20 protein-coding genes are annotated in these 21,199 nt (G+C 50.1%); 6 read left to right on the top strand and 14 right to left on the bottom strand.

All coding sequences use genetic code 11. The features are described from left to right. Window positions 1-85: 85 nt before the first annotated feature. Window positions 86-967 carry a tetratricopeptide repeat protein gene (locus MTBMA_RS04755; protein WP_013295789.1) on the top strand — a complete coding sequence of 294 codons (882 nt, stop codon included), beginning with the start codon at window positions 86-88 and terminating at the stop codon, window positions 965-967. Window positions 968-1,072: 105 nt separating this feature from the next. Here MTBMA_RS04755 and MTBMA_RS04750 read toward each other — a convergent pair whose 3' ends face one another. The 4 genes from MTBMA_RS04750 to metG form a co-directional block, all read right to left on the bottom strand. After that, on the bottom strand, window positions 1,073-2,044 hold the full coding sequence (locus MTBMA_RS04750) for an MraY family glycosyltransferase (protein ID WP_013295788.1): 972 nt from the start codon (window positions 2,042-2,044) through the stop codon (window positions 1,073-1,075). 63 nt (window positions 2,045-2,107) lie between these two features. Beyond that, window positions 2,108-2,572 (bottom strand): DUF1699 family protein, encoded by a 465-nt coding sequence (locus MTBMA_RS04745; protein WP_013295787.1) that lies wholly within the window; start codon window positions 2,570-2,572, stop codon window positions 2,108-2,110. A gap of 8 nt (window positions 2,573-2,580) precedes the next feature. Then, on the bottom strand, window positions 2,581-4,158 hold the full coding sequence (locus tag MTBMA_RS04740) for a DUF530 domain-containing protein (RefSeq protein WP_013295786.1): 1,578 nt from the start codon (window positions 4,156-4,158) through the stop codon (window positions 2,581-2,583). Between the two features lie 52 nt (window positions 4,159-4,210). Beyond that, window positions 4,211-6,169 carry a methionine--tRNA ligase gene (gene metG / locus MTBMA_RS04735; protein ID WP_013295785.1) on the bottom strand — a complete coding sequence of 653 codons (1,959 nt, stop codon included), beginning with the start codon at window positions 6,167-6,169 and terminating at the stop codon, window positions 4,211-4,213. A gap of 280 nt (window positions 6,170-6,449) precedes the next feature. Between metG and priL the strand changes: the two genes are divergently transcribed. Both priL and priS read left to right on the top strand, forming a co-directional pair. Then, a complete protein-coding gene (priL, locus tag MTBMA_RS04730; protein WP_013295784.1) occupies window positions 6,450-7,763 on the top strand; it encodes a DNA primase large subunit PriL in 1,314 nt (437 codons plus the stop codon). 4 nt (window positions 7,764-7,767) lie between these two features. Further along, entirely contained in the window at window positions 7,768-8,733 is a 966-nt protein-coding gene (gene priS / locus MTBMA_RS04725) for a DNA primase catalytic subunit PriS (protein WP_048901284.1), read from the top strand. Window positions 8,734-8,735: 2 nt separating this feature from the next. Here the strand turns inward: priS and cca are convergent, their stop codons facing one another. From cca to MTBMA_RS04690, 7 genes are all read right to left on the bottom strand, one after another. Continuing rightward, window positions 8,736-10,094: a CCA tRNA nucleotidyltransferase gene (gene cca / locus MTBMA_RS04720; protein ID WP_013295782.1), complete on the bottom strand. Its 1,359-nt coding sequence runs from the start codon at window positions 10,092-10,094 to the stop codon at window positions 8,736-8,738. Window positions 10,095-10,167: 73 nt separating this feature from the next. Then, window positions 10,168-10,722 carry an RNA 2',3'-cyclic phosphodiesterase gene (gene thpR, locus MTBMA_RS04715; RefSeq protein ID WP_013295781.1) on the bottom strand — a complete coding sequence of 185 codons (555 nt, stop codon included), beginning with the start codon at window positions 10,720-10,722 and terminating at the stop codon, window positions 10,168-10,170. An 18-nt stretch (window positions 10,723-10,740) separates the two neighbouring features. Beyond that, window positions 10,741-11,673, bottom strand: a complete 933-nt coding sequence (locus MTBMA_RS04710) for an HPr kinase/phosphorylase (RefSeq protein WP_013295780.1) — start codon at window positions 11,671-11,673, stop codon at window positions 10,741-10,743. A 53-nt stretch (window positions 11,674-11,726) separates the two neighbouring features. After that, window positions 11,727-12,851, bottom strand: coding sequence for a 3-dehydroquinate synthase II (locus MTBMA_RS04705; protein ID WP_013295779.1), 1,125 nt, complete (start codon window positions 12,849-12,851; stop codon window positions 11,727-11,729). A gap of 1 nt (window position 12,852) precedes the next feature. Further along, window positions 12,853-13,653: a 2-amino-3,7-dideoxy-D-threo-hept-6-ulosonate synthase gene (locus MTBMA_RS04700; RefSeq protein WP_013295778.1), complete on the bottom strand. Its 801-nt coding sequence runs from the start codon at window positions 13,651-13,653 to the stop codon at window positions 12,853-12,855. Further along, window positions 13,634-14,221 (bottom strand): CmcI family methyltransferase, encoded by a 588-nt coding sequence (locus MTBMA_RS04695; RefSeq protein ID WP_269879162.1) that lies wholly within the window; start codon window positions 14,219-14,221, stop codon window positions 13,634-13,636. Before MTBMA_RS04695 ends, MTBMA_RS04700 begins: the two co-directional genes overlap by 20 nt. A gap of 146 nt (window positions 14,222-14,367) precedes the next feature. Further along, window positions 14,368-15,222, bottom strand: a complete 855-nt coding sequence (locus MTBMA_RS04690) for a pantoate kinase (RefSeq protein ID WP_013295776.1) — start codon at window positions 15,220-15,222, stop codon at window positions 14,368-14,370. Between the two features lie 81 nt (window positions 15,223-15,303). Here MTBMA_RS04690 and MTBMA_RS04685 point away from each other — a divergent pair, with 81 nt between their 5' ends. Next, window positions 15,304-15,969, top strand: a complete 666-nt coding sequence (locus MTBMA_RS04685) for a histidinol phosphate phosphatase domain-containing protein (RefSeq protein ID WP_048901196.1) — start codon at window positions 15,304-15,306, stop codon at window positions 15,967-15,969. Between the two features lie 134 nt (window positions 15,970-16,103). Here MTBMA_RS04685 and MTBMA_RS04680 read toward each other — a convergent pair whose 3' ends face one another. Continuing rightward, window positions 16,104-17,060 (bottom strand): Ig-like domain-containing protein, encoded by a 957-nt coding sequence (locus MTBMA_RS04680; protein ID WP_013295774.1) that lies wholly within the window; start codon window positions 17,058-17,060, stop codon window positions 16,104-16,106. 406 nt (window positions 17,061-17,466) lie between these two features. Between MTBMA_RS04680 and MTBMA_RS04675 the strand changes: the two genes are divergently transcribed. Continuing rightward, window positions 17,467-18,420: a zinc metalloprotease HtpX gene (locus MTBMA_RS04675; RefSeq protein ID WP_013295773.1), complete on the top strand. Its 954-nt coding sequence runs from the start codon at window positions 17,467-17,469 to the stop codon at window positions 18,418-18,420. 559 nt (window positions 18,421-18,979) lie between these two features. On the opposite strand, the gene MTBMA_RS04670 is transcribed toward MTBMA_RS04675, so the two are convergent. Further along, a complete protein-coding gene (locus MTBMA_RS04670; RefSeq protein WP_013295772.1) occupies window positions 18,980-19,591 on the bottom strand; it encodes a S24/S26 family peptidase in 612 nt (203 codons plus the stop codon). Window positions 19,592-19,593: 2 nt separating this feature from the next. Next, window positions 19,594-20,259: a type I 3-dehydroquinate dehydratase gene (aroD, locus tag MTBMA_RS04665; RefSeq protein ID WP_013295771.1), complete on the bottom strand. Its 666-nt coding sequence runs from the start codon at window positions 20,257-20,259 to the stop codon at window positions 19,594-19,596. 205 nt (window positions 20,260-20,464) lie between these two features. On the opposite strand from aroD, the gene MTBMA_RS04660 reads away from it, so the two are divergent. After that, complete coding sequence (locus MTBMA_RS04660) at window positions 20,465-21,193, top strand: hypothetical protein (protein ID WP_013295770.1); 729 nt, start codon at window positions 20,465-20,467, stop codon at window positions 21,191-21,193. Window positions 21,194-21,199: the final 6 nt, after the last annotated feature.

The following is a 21,199-nucleotide window of genomic DNA, read 5'->3' as shown; positions in this document are numbered from 1 at the left end:
GCTTAACTGTCAGATTCCCTTTAGCGGATATCTATTTAAATTAATATCCACATAGTATTATATTAGAACATCCGGGGCTGTGAAGATGATATTAATTATTCTGAGCATATTTGATTTTCTCAAGGGGGATGAGGGCGGTGAATCACTGGAGAAGTACCTGCGCAAACTTGAGGAACTTCTTGAGGAGGAATTTGACACCCTCATAAGGATAGCCACCTTTTATGCTGATGAGGGCGATACCCGTGAGGCACTTGATTACCTTGAAAGGGCCTACAAGGTGGCCTCTGACATGAATGACGAGGAGCTCATGGCTTTTGCCCTTGACTCCATGGGTGACGTCTACCTCAGTGATAGAAAAATCAAAACTGCAATGGAGTACTTTAAGGAGGCGCTCCGGATTTATAACTCTGTTAATTCACCACTCAGAAAGGATCTGAGGGAAAAGATCAAGGAAGTCGAAAAGATCAGGGAGGCCATAGATATAGCAAGCCTCAACCGCCTCCAGGAGGAGGCTGAAGCTGAGATGGCAGAGGTGGATCTCGGTGCCATTGAGCCATTCCTGGACAGACTCGTCGAAAGGGTTGAATCACTTACAATGTACCAGTCACAGTCCTATGAGGACTCCATATCCCAGATAAGGGAGGCCTACCAGATTGCAAGGGATATTGGCGATACAGCCACAGAGGCGTCATTGCTTCTGCTTCTGGGGGCTTATTCACTTAAAAATGAGGACTTCAGCGAGTCAAGGAAGTACCTTAAGAAGGCCGAGGATCTTTTCAAAAAGACAAACAATGACATGGGACTTGCCGTTGCAATGGTCCTCATGGGGGTCCTCGAATTCATAGAAAACAACCCTGAGGGTGTTGCATCAGCTTTCAGGGGGGCTGTTGAAATCTTCCAGAAACTGGATGAGAGGGAGATGGAGTCCGTGACCCTTGAGCTCCTCAACAAACTCTACAGTTTCTGAGGCCAGAAAAGCAGATAATCTTCTCTGAGGTGCTAGGCCCTAAAGCCCCTGAAGGATAACTTTGTACCTGAACACTTGGGTTTCTAAAGTTTCTCATTATAATTCTTAGAAGGGGTCCAGAGGGAGTATGAATGCAAGCAGAACCCCAAGGGCCCCGAAGAATACCCCAATCGACCACACTATCATCACAACCCTCTTCTCGGTCATTGGTCTTCTAAGTATCCACCTTATGAGGGAGTTGAATCCTTCAGGTGGAGCTATGAGTTTACCGTCCTCTGAGATTTCTGTGGGCCTGTGCCTGTGCCTCTCAACGACACCTGCACTGTAGAACTTCAGGAGGCCATCTATGATGTTGGGGAGGAGGACGATGAGTGCTATTATCTTGATCCTACCTATGAATGCAACAGAGGCTATGCAGGCCCCTATTATTAGGGTTCCCACATCCCCAGGGAATACCCTTGATGGGTACCTGTTGTAGATGAGGAACGCCAGGAGTGCCCCCAGCATTGCCATGGTTATTATGGAGACATTGTATTTGCCCATTATGATACATGAGGCGGTAAGGGCCGTCATTGCAATTGATCCAAGGCCAGATTCGATACCATTCAGGCCAGCAAGCATGTTTGTGAGGTTTGATGCTATTGAAACTGCAACTGGCATCATGATCATGTAGAGTATTCCGACGTTGGGGGGGGCCACCCATATTATGGGGAGACCTGCAAGGAATAGAAGGAAGAGTTTTTCACGTGAGGAGAGCCTCACAAGGTCATCAACCATCCCCACTATACCCACAAGTAGTATCACAAGGAGCGTCACCATGAGTTCGTAGTGGAGGCGCGGAAAGAAGTACATCCCCAGAAACATTCCAATCGTGAACCCAAAGAGTATCCCGATACCACCCATCTCTGCCACGATGGGCTTTGAGATTTTATGTATGTCGTTTCCAACGACGTTGGCATCCTTGAGCTTACTTATGAGCCTTGGCATAACGGTATATGTTGATGTAAATGAGATGATACAGCAGATTATTGATACGATAAGTACAGATGAATATTCAGGTGTAAAATTCAGAACCATAAAATCACCGGATTTATCTTATACTACTTAACTGCATAAATTCGTTTATAAATTTTCAGATAATCAGCCATTCTTGAGTATATAGTATACTGTTCTGAGGGGTATCCCAAGCTCTTCAGAAATCTTTCTGGCTGGAACGCCTTTTCTGGCCATTTCACGAACCCTGAGGCGCGTGTTCTTGTCATACTTCCTTTTCTTACCCCTCTTCAGTTTCATATCGCCCTTGAGGTAGTAGACAGTCTTCAGGGGTATGTCTGTGATACCCGAAATCTGTTTTGGGGTTTTACCCTCCCTTAAAAGGTTCTGCACCATCTTAACGTCCTTTTCTGTGTACTTCCGGGGTCTCCCGATTCTCTTAACGGGTTCAACCTCCACTCCAAGTTCCTCAAGGGCCTCTAGATACCTCTTTGATGTACGGTGATAGAGGCTTATGGGGCATGTGATCTTCTTGAGGTCAGGGTTCTTCTCAAGGATCTCAATTATCCTCCTTGAAGTAAGAGGCTGATTTAAATGGACTTTCTCTGCCATAAAACCACTCAATCACCTTTTATAAGGTTGAGAAACATTTTAGCCCTGTCAGTAGATGGCTTACCCAGGTTTTCAATGCTCCTCTCCTCCTCGACCACGTCCTCCACATTTACATGGAAGAGTTCAGCACATGTTTCAGCATCAATACCTGCCTCCATGTGCAGCACAGCGGCACCAAATGCAAGGGGGTCAGGTTTCATGTGCAGGCCCTTCATTTTCTCCTCAATTTCAAATTTTCTCATGAGAACATCCCCCAGGTTCTCAATGTAGACCATTCCACAGTTCCAGTACCCTCTGAGGAGTTCCAGGGCGTCCTCGCTGAACTCATCGAAGGTCCTCACCTGTGTCCTGTCAAGTACGGGTCTGAGGTTGGGAAATGGACCCGAGTACTTGGAGCGACGGTCCAGGGATGTTCCAAGGTAGTAGAAGGCAACGTCCCAGAGAATGAGGTTCACGGGAACATCCCTGAAGATCTCCCTCTTGAGTTCCTCCATTGTCTCAAGGTCCTCCTTTAGCAGGGGGTTCAGGTTACCGTTCTCATCACCAAGACCTGCTTCATGGATTAGCCTGTGCATCCTCTGCAATCGTACCTCACTGAGTTCATCCTCGGAAATCCTGAGATCCGGTGAATATGTTCTGGCATCAAAGACTATCTCCCGGTACCTCTCCACGGCATCGTAATCCCTGAGGTTCTCCCTGTAGACCGCATCCCGTATCTCATCTATTATCTTCTGGGATAGGCCGGCATATGCAAGTGCAAGGGCGGTCCTGGTGTACCTGTCATTCACTATGCTGGATTTTTTCCTGTGGAACTGTATCAGCTCCACCCTCACATTTGGGCCATACCTCTGCCTCAGCATCCTCTCGTAGTCATTATCCTCACTGTCAAGGGTTATGCGCCTTCTGATCCACCTACCATCCTCAAGGACCCTTATAACCAGGGTGGCCGATCTTACAGCCCCCTTCTTTTCATTTTTAAGGAGCCTCATTATCTTCTTGAGGGCCTTCCTGGCCCAGAGGCTCAGTTCGGACATCTTCACCATGTAATCCCCTGAGAGGGGGAGGTGCGGTATTATCTCTGGCCTGCATAGTGCCCGGTCATTGAACCTGACCTTGAGGTTATCTGATCCACAGGGGCATTCAACATCTCCTGATGGGTCATGGAGCTCAACCTCTCCCAGCCGCAGGGTCCTTGAACATTCCTGGCATTTGAGGAAAACGTGCTCCTCAATGTTACCAAGGGCTATCCTGTGGGATGAGATTGCAGAGTTAACCCTGTCAAGGAGGTTCTTCTTTACAGATGCCTTCATGCGGAAGTACTGGGCGTGCCTCTTTATGTCATGAATGTCCTCAGCGATTTCAGGGGACTGGTGGGTGCTGTACCCGGATATTGACCTGAAAGGGTACTTGAAGCCCCTCAGCTCCATGGCCTCCTTCAGATCCTGAAGCTCCTCAAGGTTTCCCCGGAGGTATATGTAAAGGTTAAGGAGTGCCTCCGGTGATCTGAGATCATCCTCAGAGATCCTCCTATCCCTTATGCTCTCCAGAAACCTTTCTGACCTTGCAATTAGACCTGATTCGTTCATACTATTCTCCAGCCAGGCACAGCATACCGAATTATCAGAAGTGTATACACGTCTACATTATCCGTTCACCGATACCTGCATCACCGGGGTCCAGTATGTTCAGTGATTCCCCGGTTGCAAGGACCATACCCTCGGATTTAACACCAAAGAGTTTGGCGGGTTTGAGGTTGGCAAGGACCGTAACCTTCCTTTCAAGGAGATCCTCGGGGCTGTACTTCTCTGCAAGGCCTGCAACCACCTGCATTTCCCTTTCACCCACGTCTATCATGAGTTTGAGGAGTTTATCTGACCCCTCTATTCTCTCAGCTGATCTTATAACACCCACCCTGATGTCCAGGGCTGCAAAGTCATCGATTGTCACGGTTTCAGACACACTATCCTCCTCCTTGATGAGTTTTGATTTCTCCTTCTCAATTACCTCATCGGGTATCTTTGAGAAGAGGGGCCTGGCCCTCTCTATGACCCTTCCCGCTTCAAGTTCATGGAAGCCCCACGGTTCATCCTCCATGTTCATGATGGAGAGCACTCTCCCTGCTGAGGACGGCATGAAGGGCATTAAGAGTTTTCCGAGGTTGGCCGCAAGGAGGTTGCATAGATGGAGGCATGTTGAGGCCCTCTCAGGTGACTCCTTAATGGCCCTCCATGGTTCCTGATCGTTGAAGTACTTGTTACCCTTCTTTGCAAGTTTAATCACTGACATCATGGCGTCCCTGAACTGGAAATTCTCCAGGAGCTCACCCACAGTATCTGGGGCTCTTCTTATGGAGTTGAGGAACTCCTCGTCCTCTGCTGTGAGTTCTGATGGTTCAGGCACCCTGCCATCAAAGAACCTTCCTGTGAATGAGAATGTCCGGTGGAGGAAGTTTCCAAGGACATCTGCCAGTTCATCGTTGACCCTCCTCTGGAAGTCGTCCCATGAGAAATCGGTGTCCCTGGTCAGGGGGGCGTTGACTGTGAGGTAGTACCGCAGAAGGTCCTTATGGAATCTTTCAAGGAAATCTGATGTCCAGACAACCCAGTTCTTACTGGTGGACATCTTCCTCCCCTCAAGTGAGAGGTACTCCCCGGCTATTATGTTCTCAGGGATTCTGCACCCGTAGGCCATGAGGAGGGCTGGCCAGAATATGGCGTGGTGGTATATTATGTCCTTTCCTATGAAGTGAACCGCCCCTGCATCCCAGTATTCCCTCCAGGGCTTTCCGGTTTTTCTGCTCCAGGCTGCAGCTGATGATATGTATCCAAGGAAGGCCTCACCCCAGACATAGATTATCTTACCATCATTTCCCTCAAGGGGTACGGGGACCCCCCAGTCCATGTCCCTTGTGAGTATCCAGTCCCTGAGCCCCTCCCTGAGCCACTGGAGGGCGTAGTTCTTAACATTTGAGGGCATATCTGATTCCCCAATCCATTCCATGAGTTTATCCTGGAACTGGCTGAGGCGGAAGAAGTAGTGCCTTGAATCCCTAACCACGGGCTCTGAGCCGCACACCATGCACACGGGATCCTCAAGCTGGAGGGGTTCAAGGTGCCTTCCACAGCTCTCGCAGTGGTCTCCACGGGCACCCTCACCTCCGCAGTGGGGACAGATCCCCTCAACATATCTATCCGGGAGGAAGCGCTGACAGCTGTTGCAGTAGAGCTGTTTTATGTCCTTCTCGTATATGTAACCCTTCTCATAGAGTTTCAGGAAGAAGTTCTGGGCTATCTCGTAGTGCAGATCATCGGTGGTCCTTGTGAAACTGTCAAAGGATATGTCGCACTCCTCAAGGTCACGTTTTATCATCTCATTGTACCGCGTGGCAACTTCAATGGGTTTCAGACCCTCACTCTCTGCCTTGACGGCTATGGGTGTCCCGTGTTCATCTGTGGCACACACAAACAGGACATCGTCACCCCTCAGCCTCCTGTACCTTGCATATATATCCGCGGGTATGTAGGTTGACCTCAGATGACCGAGATGCGTTGGCCCATTGGCATAGGGAAGTGCGCAGGTGATAAATACTTTGCTCAACTCAACTCCTCCTTGAATCATGAAACGGATTAGAATAAGATGAGTAATATCATTAAGATACAGTTTAGATTTACGGTTTACCTCTATATAAATTTATGTGAGGGAATTTAAAACCATCTCCATTTTCATGGAACCAGTTCAGGGGCCCCTTCAGAACATCAAGGTTTATATGGGCCCTTTCATGGCTTCTGGGCTGAATCCTTGCTGAACTGATATATCATGGGTAACTGTGAAGCATGGACCCATATCTTTATGGGTCACATCGGTAAACAGTTTAAACATGGTGTCTTCACTTTTCATAAACCCATTCTCAGAGGATGCCAGGGAAATTGTAAGAAACTATGGATCCCCTGACACTATATTCGAGGCCAGCAGCGTACTCCTGGATACGGTTAAACGTACAAGGGGCCAGAACCTTGATGACAATTCACTCCTCCCCGGGAGCATAGGTGACCTTGCCATCAAGAGAGTGGAATGGTACCTTCAGAGGCAGAGGAGGGGTTTTGATCATGGGGACTATGCATACCTCATGAACCCAGGGATAAAGGAGTACGATGTAATTGCATTCTATGTCCTTGCACAGGCGGCAGGGGCGGGTTTCAGAAGGGGGTCACGGGAGGTAAGACTGGTCGTTGAATCTACAGGGGCCCTTGTGGAGGACCGCTTCAGGGTCCTTGGAAGTGAAAGGGATGAGATAATCGAGGAAGTCCTCATTGAACTTGGATCCGAAGGAACCAGCTGGATGGAACTTTCAGAACTCATCGGATCAGGTAAGCTGAGGCTCACAGACCTCATACTCCACAGGGGGAGGGTGGTGATTGATGAGGACGAATTCCTGATGACATTCCAGGATCTGATAACCGACAGGGACCCCAGGAGTCTCTACGCCGCACTTGTGGGTCTGGAACTCAAGGAGACAATGATATCCCGCATAATAATGCAGAGGACAGAGGACTACATTGCCAGGGTCTCTGAGATGAGCTCCACAGTGGAACCCCACCCCATCATCCTTGAAACAGCAGAAAGGATAAGGGAGACTGTTAATGAGGTCACATCATTCAGGGGCGGGCCGGTTAAATCTGCAGGTCCAGGTAAACTCGTCCCGGATGCATTCCCCCCATGCATAAGGGGAACCCTGGATGGTGTGAAGTCAGGTAACAGAAACGATGCCATAGTCCTCCTCCTCACCTCATTCATATCCTATGCAAGGCTATACCCATCGGTCTTCAGGGACCGGACACCCCTCAAGGTTTCAGACCTTGACCCCGACCTCAGGGTGATCCGGGAGGAGATACTCCCCATAATATATGAGGCAGCAGAGAGGTGTGAACCACCCCTATTTGAGGATGACCCCCAGGAGAAGCTGAACATAACCGCGAAGCTTGGTTTCGGTGTCCATGATGAACCTGAACCCGAACATGAGGGTGAGAGTAAATGGTACACCCCCATGAGCTGCGAGAAGATCAAAATACACCTACCTGACCTCTGCAGACCCGATGACCTCTGCAGGAGGATCACCAACCCCCTCACCTACTACAACAGGAAAAGGTGGGAGCTCCACAGGGGGAAGTCAGAACAGGAAGGGGAGGATTGATAGGATCTTTGAGGCTGCAACACCCCTTGAGAGGAAGAGATACTACCGTGAAGAGTGGGATGTAAGGAAACTCCCGGACTTCATAGCCAGGAACATCCATATGAGGGAGTTTGGATTTGACCATACAGGCAGGGGCCCCAGCGACAGGTACAGGGTATTCGATGATGAGAAACGCCTTTCAAGGTTCATGAGGGCAAGGTTTCCATTTGCAGCCTACTCCTCCGTTGCATTCTACAGGGAGCCGGGTAAGAGGAGGGGCTGGCAGCGATCTGAACTCATCTTTGACGTGGACGCCAAGGACCTTCCTGTGAGGTCATGTGACTGTGAGGGTGTATGTGAGAGGTGCCTTGATGAGGCAAAAGAACTGGTCCTCATGATGGTTGACACCCTGAGGGGTGACCTTGGACTGGGGGACGTGCACGTGGTATACTCGGGGAGGGGATACCATATAAGGGTCCTTGACCCTGGTGTCATGGAACTTGGATCAGAGGTGAGGGCGGAGATCCTCAGGTACACAGCAGGTGCACGCCAGCCAAGGAGAAAATTCACACACAGGGGTGAATCCTATGAGATGGAACACTTCTCCATACCCCTCGGGTATCACAGGGTATTCACAGAGAGGGCGAAGCACGTCTTCCTCCACATGAGGGGTGATGAGAGGATAGAGAATGTCACGGCAAGGACGGTCCGTGAAGTTGTGAAGAACAGGGACCTCCTCCCTGATGACAGGTGGGGGGAGTTCAGGAGGAGGATAGGCCCAAGGGTCTACCCCCGGCTGGTTGCTGGGGTTGCAGGGATAAACATGAAGATGGTGGATGCCAAGGTCACAATTGACCTCAAGAGGATACTGAGGCTCCCCACATCACTCCACTCGAAGGTCAGCATGATATGCATGGAGGTTAAGAACCCTGAGACATTTGATCCCCTTAAGAGTGCCGTTCCAAAATTTGTTCATGAAAGGGAATCATAATATCATCTTCTAATGGCCTTCCAGGGATTCAGGAAGGCGTCAAGGAACATAAGAAATTCAGGGTCCAGTGATCCAAGGGTATTCTCAAGGAAATCAACACTGAAGCCATTTATCAGTTCTTTGCGTATGTGTTTTCCCATTTTGAGCCTTTCAGGTTTTGATAGGAGCCTTTTAATGTAATCAACCGCGTTTCTATCCCTCCTGGGGGATTCCACAACAAGCCTCGGGCCCTCAACCCATACCCTCTCATGCCTTTCTGTGAACCTCTCACTGTGCCGCCTGGACCAGACAGGGGGCCCGTATCTCTTTCTGTAGGATGGAAGCGCCCAGACCTCCATTTCAATGAGCATGACAGCGACACTTGATTCGTCGCTCCAGTAGTCGGCCCCAAGAACCGAGAATCCCTCATTCTCCAGGTTCCTCACGATGGAATCAAGGGTCTTCCTGAGCTGGGGGTAGAGGGCATCCGCCGGGACATCAGGCACCCCGCTGGATACCAGGATGACCTTTGAACCCCTTTTTTCAATGGTTTCAAGTATTTCACCGGGATCTGAGGTGTAATGTGGTTTCCTGAAGTATTCGGGTTTCGGGTCCCTCAGGAAATTCCTGGCCGCAGTTACAAATTCAGCCATCCGCTGCAGTGTGAGTGCCGCCGCAACGTTCCTGTTCCTGTCTACAGGGTCAACCACCACGAGGGGCTCCTGGAAGTCCCCACAGGTACCATGACCCTCGAGATCTATGATATACCCGGGCCTCCAGCTGAGGGCGCCTTTAAGCACCCCCTCGAAGTTTCCGTAGTGGAGAACAAGGAGTTCTGCAAGGTAACCTGCAAACCCTCCAACCCTGAACTCGGATCCGTAGGTCCCTGTTGACTTCATGAACTGTTTGAGGAGAAGAACCTCGTCCATCTGCTCCCCCTTAAGGTTCCTCTGGATATACTCTGTGTGGAGTATGGTTCTGTCAACGGCGGATCTGAGTTCTGAGGCATTGGATATCCTGTAGCAGGGAACGAAGTCCACCTCGTAACCATCTATGTGTCCTGTAACGTAGGGGTGTGACGCATACCTCTCCTCGGCCTCTCCCCTGAACATCTCTATGCACAGGTATCCGAGTTTCAGGCCCTTCTCCTTCAGTTCATCCTCGGGGGTGTCCAGGGGGAAGTGGATGAATATGTCGATGTCGGCGCCGCCTGAGAGCCAGGTCCCCTTGGCAACTGAACCCACAAGGAAGGCCTCAGCATCGATCCCCATCCTCGCTGCGAGTTCATTTATACATTCAACAAGGCTCTCTGATAATTCCATGACCCGCTGATATTCTTCTCTTCCGGGTTTTATACTCTCAAGTATCCCGCTGTAGTCCATGTTTATTCACCATGTTATCCGTTTATACTCTCAGTGCACACTGTCGCATGTCCACCATATCAATTAAAATTAATCAGATTCTGAAGACCTCAAGGTCACTGTAGACGGGTCCCTCCGGTGTGAGATCACTCCTTTTAAGTGAGACCCTGTCAACCCTGAGGGTGCCGGCGTCCACATTCTCAAGCTCATCTATCAGGGCTGCAAGTTTCTCACGGTTCCTCGGACCCTTGACCCGCCCGATGGTCAGGTGGGGCACGTACTCCCTTTCCTTCCGGAATCCTATCCTGGCAAATTCCATGTCCAGGTTCCTCTGCAGCTCTGAGAATACCCCCGGGTTTTCAACACCAAGCCACACCACCCGGATGTAGCGTGGGCTGGGGAAGACACCTGCCCCCATCACGTGAAGGTCGAATGGTTCATAACCCTTCAGGGTTTCCTCAACTATCCCCCTTATCCTCCTCAGTTTGCCCTCACCCACATCACCGAAGAATTTCAGGGTGAAGTGGAGGTTCTCAGGTTCAACGAACTTTATCTGGGCATCGGCGCCCCTCAGGATATCCTGTATCTCACACACCCTTTCCCTTAATTCATCGTCAACATCAACTGCAAGGAAGGCCCTGACCTTCATTTCATGATCCTCCGTGTATTACCTGTCAAGTTTTTTCAGCCTTTCAAGGCTCCTGGCCGGTGTTTCAATGGTGTTGAGTATATGGAGTTCCACCCTGCCCAGGAGTTCACTGAAGAACCTCCTGCGGAGCCCCATCTTTCTCTCATCCCTTACAAGCTGGTGGGGGTTGCAGAAGTCATTTTCCAGCAGGTACTTCAGACCCTCCTCTGGATCCAGCCTCCTCATTGGGGGGTTATCAGGGTTTCTCTCAAGGAGAACGACCCTTTTGAGTGTGGTGGACTCCCTTATCCGCCCCCCGAAGAGCATCCCAACATCTGCAACCCCCCTGGATCTGGCATCCAGTTTCACAGATTCCAGGAGGGAGGAGTACTCCTTCCACACCATCCCTATATCGTCCCGGATGTAGGAGTTCTTCTCAGATGCATAAACGAGGACCCCGTTCTCAAGTAGGCGGGTGAAGAACCAGTCATCTGAAACATAACTGTAGGCCCCATCTAGGAGCAGACCGTAGGTGAGGGTCGTCTTACCTGTACCCGGCGGCCCTATGATCGCAAGTCCAGCCCCTTCACGGTCGAGGGCTGAACCATGGACCGAGTAGCGGCGGTGCTCTGAATGGTACTCCTCAAAGAAGTCGGCAACCGCTGCAAGGGCTATGCTCTTAACCCAGCCATAGTAGTCACAGTTTTTGATTATGACTGTCTTTGAATTTGCCTCGTAGAGAACCTCCAGGTCACCACCATCTGACACAGCAAATACCTTTGCATGAGGCCTCACATCTTCGCTCATGAATCTGAAGTTGTCCTCCCACTCCTCCTTGAATGACACGTCATCTGTGAGGAGCTTGACGCAGGCCCCATGGAGGCTGGCCTTCCTCTCAAAGAGTCTGAGTCTGGAGAGTTCAGCCAGGATTTCATCCTTTTCCCCGGGCGTTATGAGCCTCACGCTGTACATAATATCCCATCTGGGGGTGATGAATTGATGATGGTGATTCAACACCAATCTACTCATTTCTCGATTATGGTCTCTGTTATGGCCATACCGAAGTGCCTTGCAGAGTCCTCAAAGTAGACAAGTACCTTATCACCCTCACTGAGCTCACTCACAGATACAGGCTCACCCCTATCATTCACCAGCCTTATTGTCTCGGCGTTCTGCAGGAGTGTCCTCACCTTCACGCCCTCGTACTCTGCCTCAACAAGCATCAGGGGCCTCTTCTCGATCTTAACCCGGCCGACAACCGCGGTCCTTGACCTCCCATTCCGGTCAACGATAAGGACCTCATCCCCGGTTTCAAGTTCAGAGAGGTACTTTGTCCTGCCACCGGGTATCATGACGTAGGCCTGGACAGGCCCGGCGTTCACGCGGAAGGGCCTTGAAGCCACATACTCGCTTTCAAGGGACTCGCTGTGCACCAGGAAGAGACCCTGTGAGTAGCTGCCCACCAGCATACCCTCACCGACGTCCATCATTGAGCAGGTGTCCACGCAGACCCTGTCACCGGAGCCCAGGGGCTCAACCCTGGTTACCGTGGCGGACTTGAGTTCATAGGTTTCACTTTCAATCTCCTCGAGGAGCTCTGCTATGGCCTTTATCTGTGAGATGTCCACCGGTTCTATGAGCACACCGTCGGTTCCATGTTCAAGGGTTTCAAGGGCAACCCTCGCCTCATCGGCATCTGCCACCGCCGCGACCAGTTTAACGTCCTCTTCCTGGAGATCCGCTATTATGTTCTCAAGGGGGATGATCTTCCAGTCCTCACCCACGAGTATGAGGTAGTCCACGATACGGCCCAGTTTCCTTGCAAGTTCCTCGTGGGCCTTGCTCCTTATCTCAACGTAGGCCGCAACCTCCTTACCCCCGGATTTAAGCTCAGCTGCCATTTCAAGGTCCCTTGAGTAATCAAGGGTCTCGGGGAGTTCCAGGGTTCCGTCGCCCTCCCCATCCTTTCCAATGAGTACTATGTCTGCCTCTTCCTCAGGTGATATCAGAGTTAGGCTTCCAAGCTTCTTTATCCTCTCGGCATCAGAGGTGTCCACTATGTGGTCTATCCCTGATTCGAGGGCTGCTGTTATGAAGGCCTTCTTCTCATCCCAGTAGGTGTCGGGGGCCATCAGCCATGCGAATTTCATCTCAGTCGCCACCCCTGAGTATCCTGACGGCATCCTCAACTTCAAGGCCGTCATGGACTATACCTGCAATGGCCCGGGTCATATCTGCCGGGGAATCGGCCTGGAAGATGTTCCTTCCAATGGCTACACCGGCACCGCCTGCATCTACGGAGTCCCTGACCATCTGGAGGAGTTCCTCCTCTGTCTCAATCTTCGGGCCCCCAGCTATCACCACAGGGACAGGGCAGCCCTTCACAACCTCCCTGAAGGTGTCAGGGTCACCGGTGTAGTTGGTCTTTATTATATCTGCACCCAGCTCTGCACCTGCACGTGCTGCAAGCTTAACAACCTCAGGGTCGTGCTCGTCCTTTATCCTGTCACCCCTGGGGTACATCATGGCTATGAGTGGCATTCCCCAGTCGTCACAGATCTCAGCCACGGTACCGAGCTTTATGAGCATCTCGGGCTCCCTCTCGGATCCCACGTTCACGTGGACTGATACTGCATCGGCGCCCAGCTTGAGGGCCTTCTCAACCGAGGTGACAAGCACCTTATGGTTGGGGTCAGGGCCGAGTCCCGTGCTTGCGGAGAGGTGTATTATGAGGCCTATGTCCCTCCCGTACCCCCTGTGTCCGCTCCTCACCATCCCCTTGTGCATGAGGACGGCGTTGGCTCCTCCGCTTGCCACCTCATCAATGGTCCCTGCCATGTCTATTATCCCCTTAACGGGTCCAATTGAGACCCCATGGTCAAGGGGTACTATGACAGTCCTGTCCGTCTTTCTGTTGATTATCCTCTCAATTCTAATCCTTTTGCCTATCATGGGCACCCTCCTTGTAGATTTTACTGGACCAGAGTTTAAATTCCCTGAGCCTTGGTGGGATTCCAGCGTCCCCACTTGACTCAAGCCATCCATACCCTGAGGTGAATGACTCTTCGGTGATGGATGAGCATACAAAGTCCAGGAGGCCCCGGTTCCTTATGATTGAGGCCCCTGGTTTGAGTGTGGATGACCATATGAAGTACACCTTGAAGGTTGTATCTGGATGATAACCCCCTCCAAGGTCAACGCTGAGCACATCACAGGATTCAATCATACTGCAGACCTCTTCAAGGGTTTCATGGAGGCGAACATCCCCAGATATGAATTCAACATTATCCCTCTCCCTGCTCAGGGCCTCCATAACATCAACCGCCTCTGGGCTGTTATCAACCGCCACCACCCTGCCCTCCTGCACAAGGTCAGATATTATGCGTGTTGAGTTTCCTATGTGACACCCCAGTTCAACAACGGTATCCCCGGGCCTCAGGACCTCCCTGAGGACGTCCCGGTAGATGTTTATATCATATACCAGTCTTATCATGGCTTCACCTGACCATTCCCTTAACACAATTCATCAGGGGCCCCTGATGCAGAGATGGGAACAGTGATTAATATAATCTTTTAATTTAAAGTATTTTCCCCCTAAATCCACAGATATGTTCATTATCACCCATAAAACCCCCCCAGATGGTCTTCTACACTTTAACTCCAGCATCACAGAAACCTTGCACCTGAAAAGTCAATTCCATACACATCATCGCCCCCGGCATCAGGGTCTTCTGACAGGGCGAATACCGTGTTACCCAGCATCGCCATGGATGCCCCCAGCGTCCCCTCAGAGAGGGCCTCCAGGGGTTCTCTGAGTTCAGGGGTTATGAGTGAGGTTCCTGTGGCAAACTCACGGGAGAGTTCCATGAACATCCTAGGTGTCGGCTCCCTGAGGAGTCTCCGGATCATCCCGGCACCCATCCGGTTTATCTCCCCAACCTTTGTTTCATCACGGATGACCGATGCCGTGTCAAGCTCCCCAAGGGTCTCTGTTAAGACATAGAGGCCCCTGTCAGTGATCCGGTCTGTCCTCCCGTATCCAGGCGGGCCCTCCCTGGTTCTTATGACTATCCCGCCGGTCATCTCGGCTATCAGGTCCCCCAGTCCTGTTCCAAGTTCCACCTCGGCCCTGTGGGCCACTGAACCTGCAGTGTTGACCGTGACAGGGAGTTCAAGTTCCCTTACAACTGCAAGGACACTTCCCAGGGCGCAGGCCGCGGATGCCCCGAAACCACACCCTATGGGGACATCAACCCTGTGGTGTATGCTCACACCCTCCCTGAATCCTGTTATTTCCCTTAGTATTTCAAGGGAACGCAGGCTAACTGATTCCCCGTTTTCTTTCTTTCCGTTGACCCTTACAACCGTTTTATCTTCGGAACCCCTGACCTTTATGGAGGTTTCAACTCCACGGTCAAGGACGACCCCGGCGCCCCTGGAACCTGTTCTCAGGGGATCATCGACCCTTACAACCTCAAAGAATCCGGTTATATGTGCTGGGACAAAGACTGAGGGCTTCATTTAAATACTTCCCTGGACATACTCTAACTGTTCACTGGTATATTGTAACATAAATATAATGATTTTTAAGGAGGACCTGACATCAGAAAGAGGATCGATCTTCACACCCACAGCCTCCTGAGTGACGGTGAGCTCCTGCCATCTGAACTTGCAAGGAGGGCATGTGTCCTGGGACATGAGGCCATAGCCATCACAGACCACATAGACGCCTCGAATATAAACACCATAACATCCCTAATAGACGCGGTTGAGGATATCGGAGATAACTGGGACATCAGGGTCATACCGGGGGCTGAGATAACACATGCGCCTGTTGAGATAATTGAAAAGCTTGCAGTGAGGGCAAGGGGCCTGGGGGCTGAGATCATAGTTGTGCACGGGGAAACAATCGTTGAACCTGTGATTCCCGGCACCAATCATGTGGCTGTTAGCTGCCCGGAGGTTGATATACTGGCCCACCCTGGCCTCATAACGGTGGATGATGCTGAACTTGCCCGTGAGAATGGTGTTACACTTGAGCTAAGCGCAAGGAAGGGGCACTGCCTGGGTAACGGGCATGTTGCAGGTGTTGCCCGTGAGGTTGGGGTTCCAGTTGTCATTGACACCGACACCCATGCACCTGGTGACCTCCTTGACTATGACATGGCACGCCGCGTGGGTCTTGGAGCTGGACTCGATGAATCAGAGGTTGAGGAAGCCCTTGTTAAGAACCCCAGGAAACTTCTTAAGGGTAATGGCATTATATGAGCTATTATTTTTAATAAATTAATTTTTCTGAGCTTTCCATTTTTCAGTATTGGAAAAACGCGTGAATGATTGGTAAATTAAGGGGATTTAACGGATCTAGAAAAAAGAATTTAATAAGTGAATTTAATGTGTCTTCACCTTCGCCCCGTTCTGAACTTCAGGGTCCATCTCTTCTGGGGGGAATCCACCAGTGCTGCAGCGGGCACCACGAGGGTGTACCACCTGTTTCCTGAGAGTCTGGATAGGGGTTTCACATTGAGGGTGTTGCCACTCACCCACTTTTTAATCCTCACGGTTTTCCCGAACTGGTTCCTGAGTGTTATGCTGTTCCAGTATCTGCCCGGTGTTATGCGACCAGAGAATGTGACCCTGATGAGGGGCCTTCTTGTGGTCATACCCCCCCATCTGGGATTGCTTGAGGTTACACTGGGCCCGGTTGCCGTGTATCTCTGGAGGCTGTCAAGTGCTTTTACCAGAAGACCCGCGTCGCTGAGTTTCCTTGAGTAGGTGTCATAGAAGTATGTTTCATAGATCACGGTATTGTAACCCTGTGACGCTATTGGTATTGTAACATACTGGGGGCTTGTTGGTTTTGGGGGTCTGTAGATTTTCAGGAAATTCATGCGGGCTATTATCTGGTCAGTGTAGTTGATGGTTGCGGTGTTCTCTGATATTATGTCCAGGAATCGTGGATAGGCGTATCCACTGTCATGGTAGTGGTTCTCATGGCAGTCTATGACGAGCATGGGTTTCTCGTTCTTTATATCAGGCACTACGAAGTCCCTTGCAAGGAGCTGGCCGTTCATACGGCCCCTTGAGTAATCATTCACGTCTCGGGTTACGTGGACACTGTAGAGGACATACCTCTTTGTGAGGTTAGATGTCTGGATCTTCTCCCTCACTGCGTTGTGTATACCTGACTCCTGGGGGTGGACGCCTATGATGACTGCAATGGTTTCGTTTGAGTTGAGATCCCCATAGTAATCCTTTTCGACATAGCCGTAGGTCCTGTTTCCAAGATGCACGGCCTGTGAGGATCCCATGAGGGCAAAGACCATTAAAACAATTAAAAGTTTCCATAGATGCTTCATATTGATCAACTGGAACTCATTTAATGAAAAATATGTCAAAGAAGATATATAAATACTGTGATAATGATTAGATCAGCGACCAGATAACATCCTCCCAGAGAAGGAACACAACACCGTGAGCTGTTACCCTAAAAATGTCTTCTCACCAAATACCTTCTGTTACCCGCCATCACAGTATGGACCGTTGACCGTTGAAATAAAAGTAAGGGATAAAAGGAATGATGGCAAATTAATAAGAATATTTCTAATTAGCTGCACCTCTGGAGTTTATATATCTGCACCCATATAACTGAACGCAGTGATCCGACTTTTAATAATTTGATGTCAATAAATAACAAAAAGTTTATATCCTCTCAGAATAAAATAACTCATTGTAACTAATACCATGATGGAGGAAAAAGCCAAAATGAGAAAACTCAGCACATGGAAACTGAAGCTAAGGATGTTCCTGGCAACAGCACTTTTATTTGGTATAATCTACGCCATACTCATAGCAATAGGGGCCCTCATGGGATTCGGCGGTCCACTGTTCTATGCCCTGCTTGGTTTTGGCATAGTGTTCCTTCAGTACCTCCTCTCCCCCAAGATAGTGGAACTCACAATGAACGTCCACTACGTCAGTGAGGCAGAGGCCCCCAGGCTTCACGCCATGGTGGATGAACTTGCAAGGAATGCAGGAATACCCAAACCCCGGGTTGGAATTGCAGAGATTGCAGTGCCCAACGCCTTTGCCTTTGGGAGAACAAAATCAGACGGCAGGGTATGTGTAACAAGGGGCATACTGAACCTCCTTGATGAGGAGGAACTCCGGGCCGTCCTTGGACACGAGATATCCCACATAAGGCACAGTGACATGATAGTCATGACCCTTGTGAGCGCGGTTCCACTTATCTGCTACTACATATTCTGGAGCACCATATACAGCAGGGACGACGATGCAACCCTGATTGGAATCGCGGCACTCATAGCCTACTTCCTTGGCCAGCTGATAGTACTCTTCATATCAAGGACAAGGGAGTACTATGCGGACCAGGGCAGCGTGGAGATCGGTGGCCAGCCACACAAACTTGCAAGTGCACTCTACAAACTGGTTTATGGCTCCGCTGCATTTGACAGGGATGATCTGAAGCAGGTTGAGGGTGTTAAGGCATTCTTCCTCAACGATGTATCCGACGCCAGAAATGAGATAAATGATCTCAGCCAGCTTGACATTGACATGGACGGCACCATAAGCATGGCCGAGCTTCAGAGAGTGAAGTACAGTGGAGTAAAGGTTGGTGTGGGCGCAAGGATACTTGAACTTCTCTCAACACACCCAAACATGCTCAGAAGGATTGAGAGGCTCTCTGAGTTCACCTGATTAATTTTTTATCTTGGAATTCAACTTTTTTTGCAATATGATCTGATTCTTGCAGGGGGACTGTATTCGGTTCTGGAACATATAGCGGATCGGCAGGAAATTGTGAATAAAGCTGTGAGTTCAGCAATGATGCAGACGTTCAAAACAACTTCACTGATGTGAATAAAGCTGTGAGTTCAGCAATGATGCAGACGTTCAAAACAACTTCACTGATGTGAATAGAGCTGTGAGTTCAGCAATGATGCAGACGTTCAAAACAACTTCACTGATGTGAATAGAGCTGTGAGTTCAGCAATGATGCAGACGTTCAAAACAACTTCACTGATGTGAATAGAGCTGTGAGTTCAGCAATGATGCAGACGTTCAAAACAACTTCACTGATGTGAATAGAGCTGTGAGTTCAGCAATGATGCAGACGTTCAAAACAACTTCACTGATCCTCATGACAGGTTTCTTCATCAGCATCATCGTTCCAGGCAAGTAGAAAACGTAGAAAGGTTAGGGAGGAGGTTTGGGGTTTCAGTATTGTAGAAAAGGTAGGGAGTAGGTGTGTGGGTTTTCAGTACTTCTTCACAACACCCACAATGGCTGACTTCGGAACCCATGTGTTGAGTGGTGTCCTGACAATCACCGATGTTGGTGTGTAGATGCGCTCAACCTTCTTGTTGTCACTCATTAGGTACACCCTGGTGGGCTCTATCTTACCCACCCTCTTCACGATGAGGCCATACTCTGGGTGCTTGGCTATAACTATATCCCCAACCTTGTAGTCGTCTGTCTTGAGCACTATGAGTTCCTGCCCATCTCTGAGCGTCGGGTACATGGAGTCACCGCTCACAACGGCTGGCATGGGGAGCTGGTCAACACCGAACTGTGACTCAATGGTCACATCAACCTTACTGTAGCCGTAACTCTTTGCTATCTCTGTGACATTGGCCTTTATCGTTTCAACGGTACTGTCAGGGTCGTTGATGACGTCCGCCATGTATTCACCGATCTTCTGCTCCATCTCAGGTGGAGTTTTCTGGAAGAATATGGTGTCTGCCTCGACCGTGATGTTAACCCCGTCAGTCTTTATTGTGATATCAACCGAATTGGCGTTCTCAGTATAGTAAAATGCACCTGCAAAAGCGATGACAAGCACTGCAAGGATAATCAGAACCTTCTTCATCTTCAATCCTCCGGCATGAGTTCATCAATCATTTTCCTGGTGATACGGACGTCCATCTGTCCTGGTGCTGTTGAACGGTCCGCTGATGCAAAGGTTATTGGGGCACCGAAGAGGGCAGCTGCGACCCTCGTGTATTTCCCGGCTTCCCCCATGGATATTGCTATTGTATTGTCTTCCACCGAGAGCAGCTGGAGAACCACGATGGTGTCTGCCATGTTCCGGGGCATGACCGCCACCTTTGCAATGTCCCCAAATTCCTTCTCCATCCGGACTATCCTCAGAAGGGCCTCAAGTGATGGTGTCCCGGTGAAGTTATGGTAGGATATGATGCTCCCGGCGGCAACTGCCGTGACCCTCTCGATGTACTCAGGGTCGGTGCTGAGTTCAACATCAACATAGAGGGCCACCTCGGCAGCGGAGCTCAGGAGTTCTATCCTTTCAGTTTCAGTGCCACTGAAGTGGCCCCCCTCCGTGGGGGACCTGTTTGTTGCTATTACAGGAAAGCCAATATCCTCTATGACCCCTTTCACCTCAGCCCCCGATGCCCCTTTGAGGGCGTCTATTCTGAGCTCCAGGATATCGGCTCCGGCCTCTATGGCCCTTTCTGCGGATTTGATAACAGCTTCACATGTCCTTTCAAAGATGGGGACACAGATCATGGTTTCCATTAATTATTTCTCCTTAGTTTGTGGAGTCTCGAGAACCAATAGTTTACACTAACTTCTATATGTTATTTCTGGTAATTAAATTTTGCATGGGTGAGGTGCGTCTATTTCTATCATAAGCGGCAGTACTCAGGAACTTCCACATTCCACAGGGTTCTGCTGTAACCTATTTATTCCCGCACCTCAAATTAGGTATCAGGTGATTGATTTGAGGATAACTTCCATAGGTGCAGATATATCAGATAATGATACAAGCTGCAGCAGGGAACTTATAAATGCACTGGAGGCCTCGATACCAGGTCTCCTTGACGCGGGTGCAGAGAGCGCAGCACTCACAAACATAACAGGCGACGATGTGGTTATAAGTGCATTTGTAGAGGATGATATGCTGGAGGACGTGAACAGGGCAATAGTTGAGATACTCAGGGACTCATCAGAGAACCTCGGCGACCTTGAGGGGATATCAGATGAACCTGACGGTGCAGGCGAGGGTATATCCTATGCAGAGGCACTTGTGAGGCAGGATCGTTACCCTGATGCAGTTATACTGGCATTTGACACCTATGGTGGTGAAGAATTCGTGGCTGATGTTGCAAATTCAGCCATACAGGCTGCCGGCGGGATGGATGGAGTTACAGATGTGAGCCAGGAGATCAAACCAGGGGTCCGCAGGATTCCAGGAGTGGGTTACGTTTCAGATAAGACCGATGACCCTGTTGTTGTGGCGACCATAGAGGACATGGAGAGTGTCGGGGTCGTGGCAGGGGCAATGCTGGGGGCAGCCCTTGGACACAAGAACGTGTACCTTGTAAGGAGGGGCTCACCCTCACATGTGATACCCGGAAGTGTAATAGTCTCTGCAACGGCATTCCTCAACGGAAACCTCATCGACCTTTCGGTGCCATTTGAGGAGAGAACAAGAATACTTATGGTCTGAACCTCT

Origin of the sequence: Methanothermobacter marburgensis str. Marburg, from assembly GCF_000145295.1 — an archaeon.
In the GTDB taxonomy this organism is placed as follows: Archaea; Methanobacteriota; Methanobacteria; order Methanobacteriales; family Methanothermobacteraceae; genus Methanothermobacter; species Methanothermobacter marburgensis.
Note: the sequence above shows the minus strand (reverse complement) of the source record. Positions and strands in the feature narration are given on the sequence as shown.

What these genes read in the sequence shown, in the direction of transcription:
- MTBMA_RS04675 (WP_013295773.1), top strand. Translation starts at nt 17,467, where the DNA reads ATGAGAAAACTCAGCACATGGAAACTGAAGCTAAGGATGTTCCTGGCA.
- MTBMA_RS04690 (WP_013295776.1), bottom strand. Translation starts at nt 15,222, where the DNA reads ATGAAGCCCTCAGTCTTTGTCCCAGCACATATAACCGGATTCTTTGAG.
- cca (WP_013295782.1), bottom strand. Translation starts at nt 10,094, where the DNA reads ATGGACTACAGCGGGATACTTGAGAGTATAAAACCCGGAAGAGAAGAA.
- MTBMA_RS04755 (WP_013295789.1), top strand. Translation starts at nt 86, where the DNA reads ATGATATTAATTATTCTGAGCATATTTGATTTTCTCAAGGGGGATGAG.
- thpR (WP_013295781.1), bottom strand. Translation starts at nt 10,722, where the DNA reads ATGAAGGTCAGGGCCTTCCTTGCAGTTGATGTTGACGATGAATTAAGG.
- aroD (WP_013295771.1), bottom strand. Translation starts at nt 20,259, where the DNA reads ATGGAAACCATGATCTGTGTCCCCATCTTTGAAAGGACATGTGAAGCT.
- priL (WP_013295784.1), top strand. Translation starts at nt 6,450, where the DNA reads ATGGTGTCTTCACTTTTCATAAACCCATTCTCAGAGGATGCCAGGGAA.
- MTBMA_RS04670 (WP_013295772.1), bottom strand. Translation starts at nt 19,591, where the DNA reads ATGAAGAAGGTTCTGATTATCCTTGCAGTGCTTGTCATCGCTTTTGCA.
- MTBMA_RS04750 (WP_013295788.1), bottom strand. Translation starts at nt 2,044, where the DNA reads ATGGTTCTGAATTTTACACCTGAATATTCATCTGTACTTATCGTATCA.
- MTBMA_RS04700 (WP_013295778.1), bottom strand. Translation starts at nt 13,653, where the DNA reads ATGATAGGCAAAAGGATTAGAATTGAGAGGATAATCAACAGAAAGACG.
- MTBMA_RS04740 (WP_013295786.1), bottom strand. Translation starts at nt 4,158, where the DNA reads ATGAACGAATCAGGTCTAATTGCAAGGTCAGAAAGGTTTCTGGAGAGC.
- MTBMA_RS04710 (WP_013295780.1), bottom strand. Translation starts at nt 11,673, where the DNA reads ATGTACAGCGTGAGGCTCATAACGCCCGGGGAAAAGGATGAAATCCTG.
- MTBMA_RS04680 (WP_013295774.1), bottom strand. Translation starts at nt 17,060, where the DNA reads ATGAAGCATCTATGGAAACTTTTAATTGTTTTAATGGTCTTTGCCCTC.
- MTBMA_RS04745 (WP_013295787.1), bottom strand. Translation starts at nt 2,572, where the DNA reads ATGGCAGAGAAAGTCCATTTAAATCAGCCTCTTACTTCAAGGAGGATA.
- MTBMA_RS04705 (WP_013295779.1), bottom strand. Translation starts at nt 12,851, where the DNA reads ATGAAATTCGCATGGCTGATGGCCCCCGACACCTACTGGGATGAGAAG.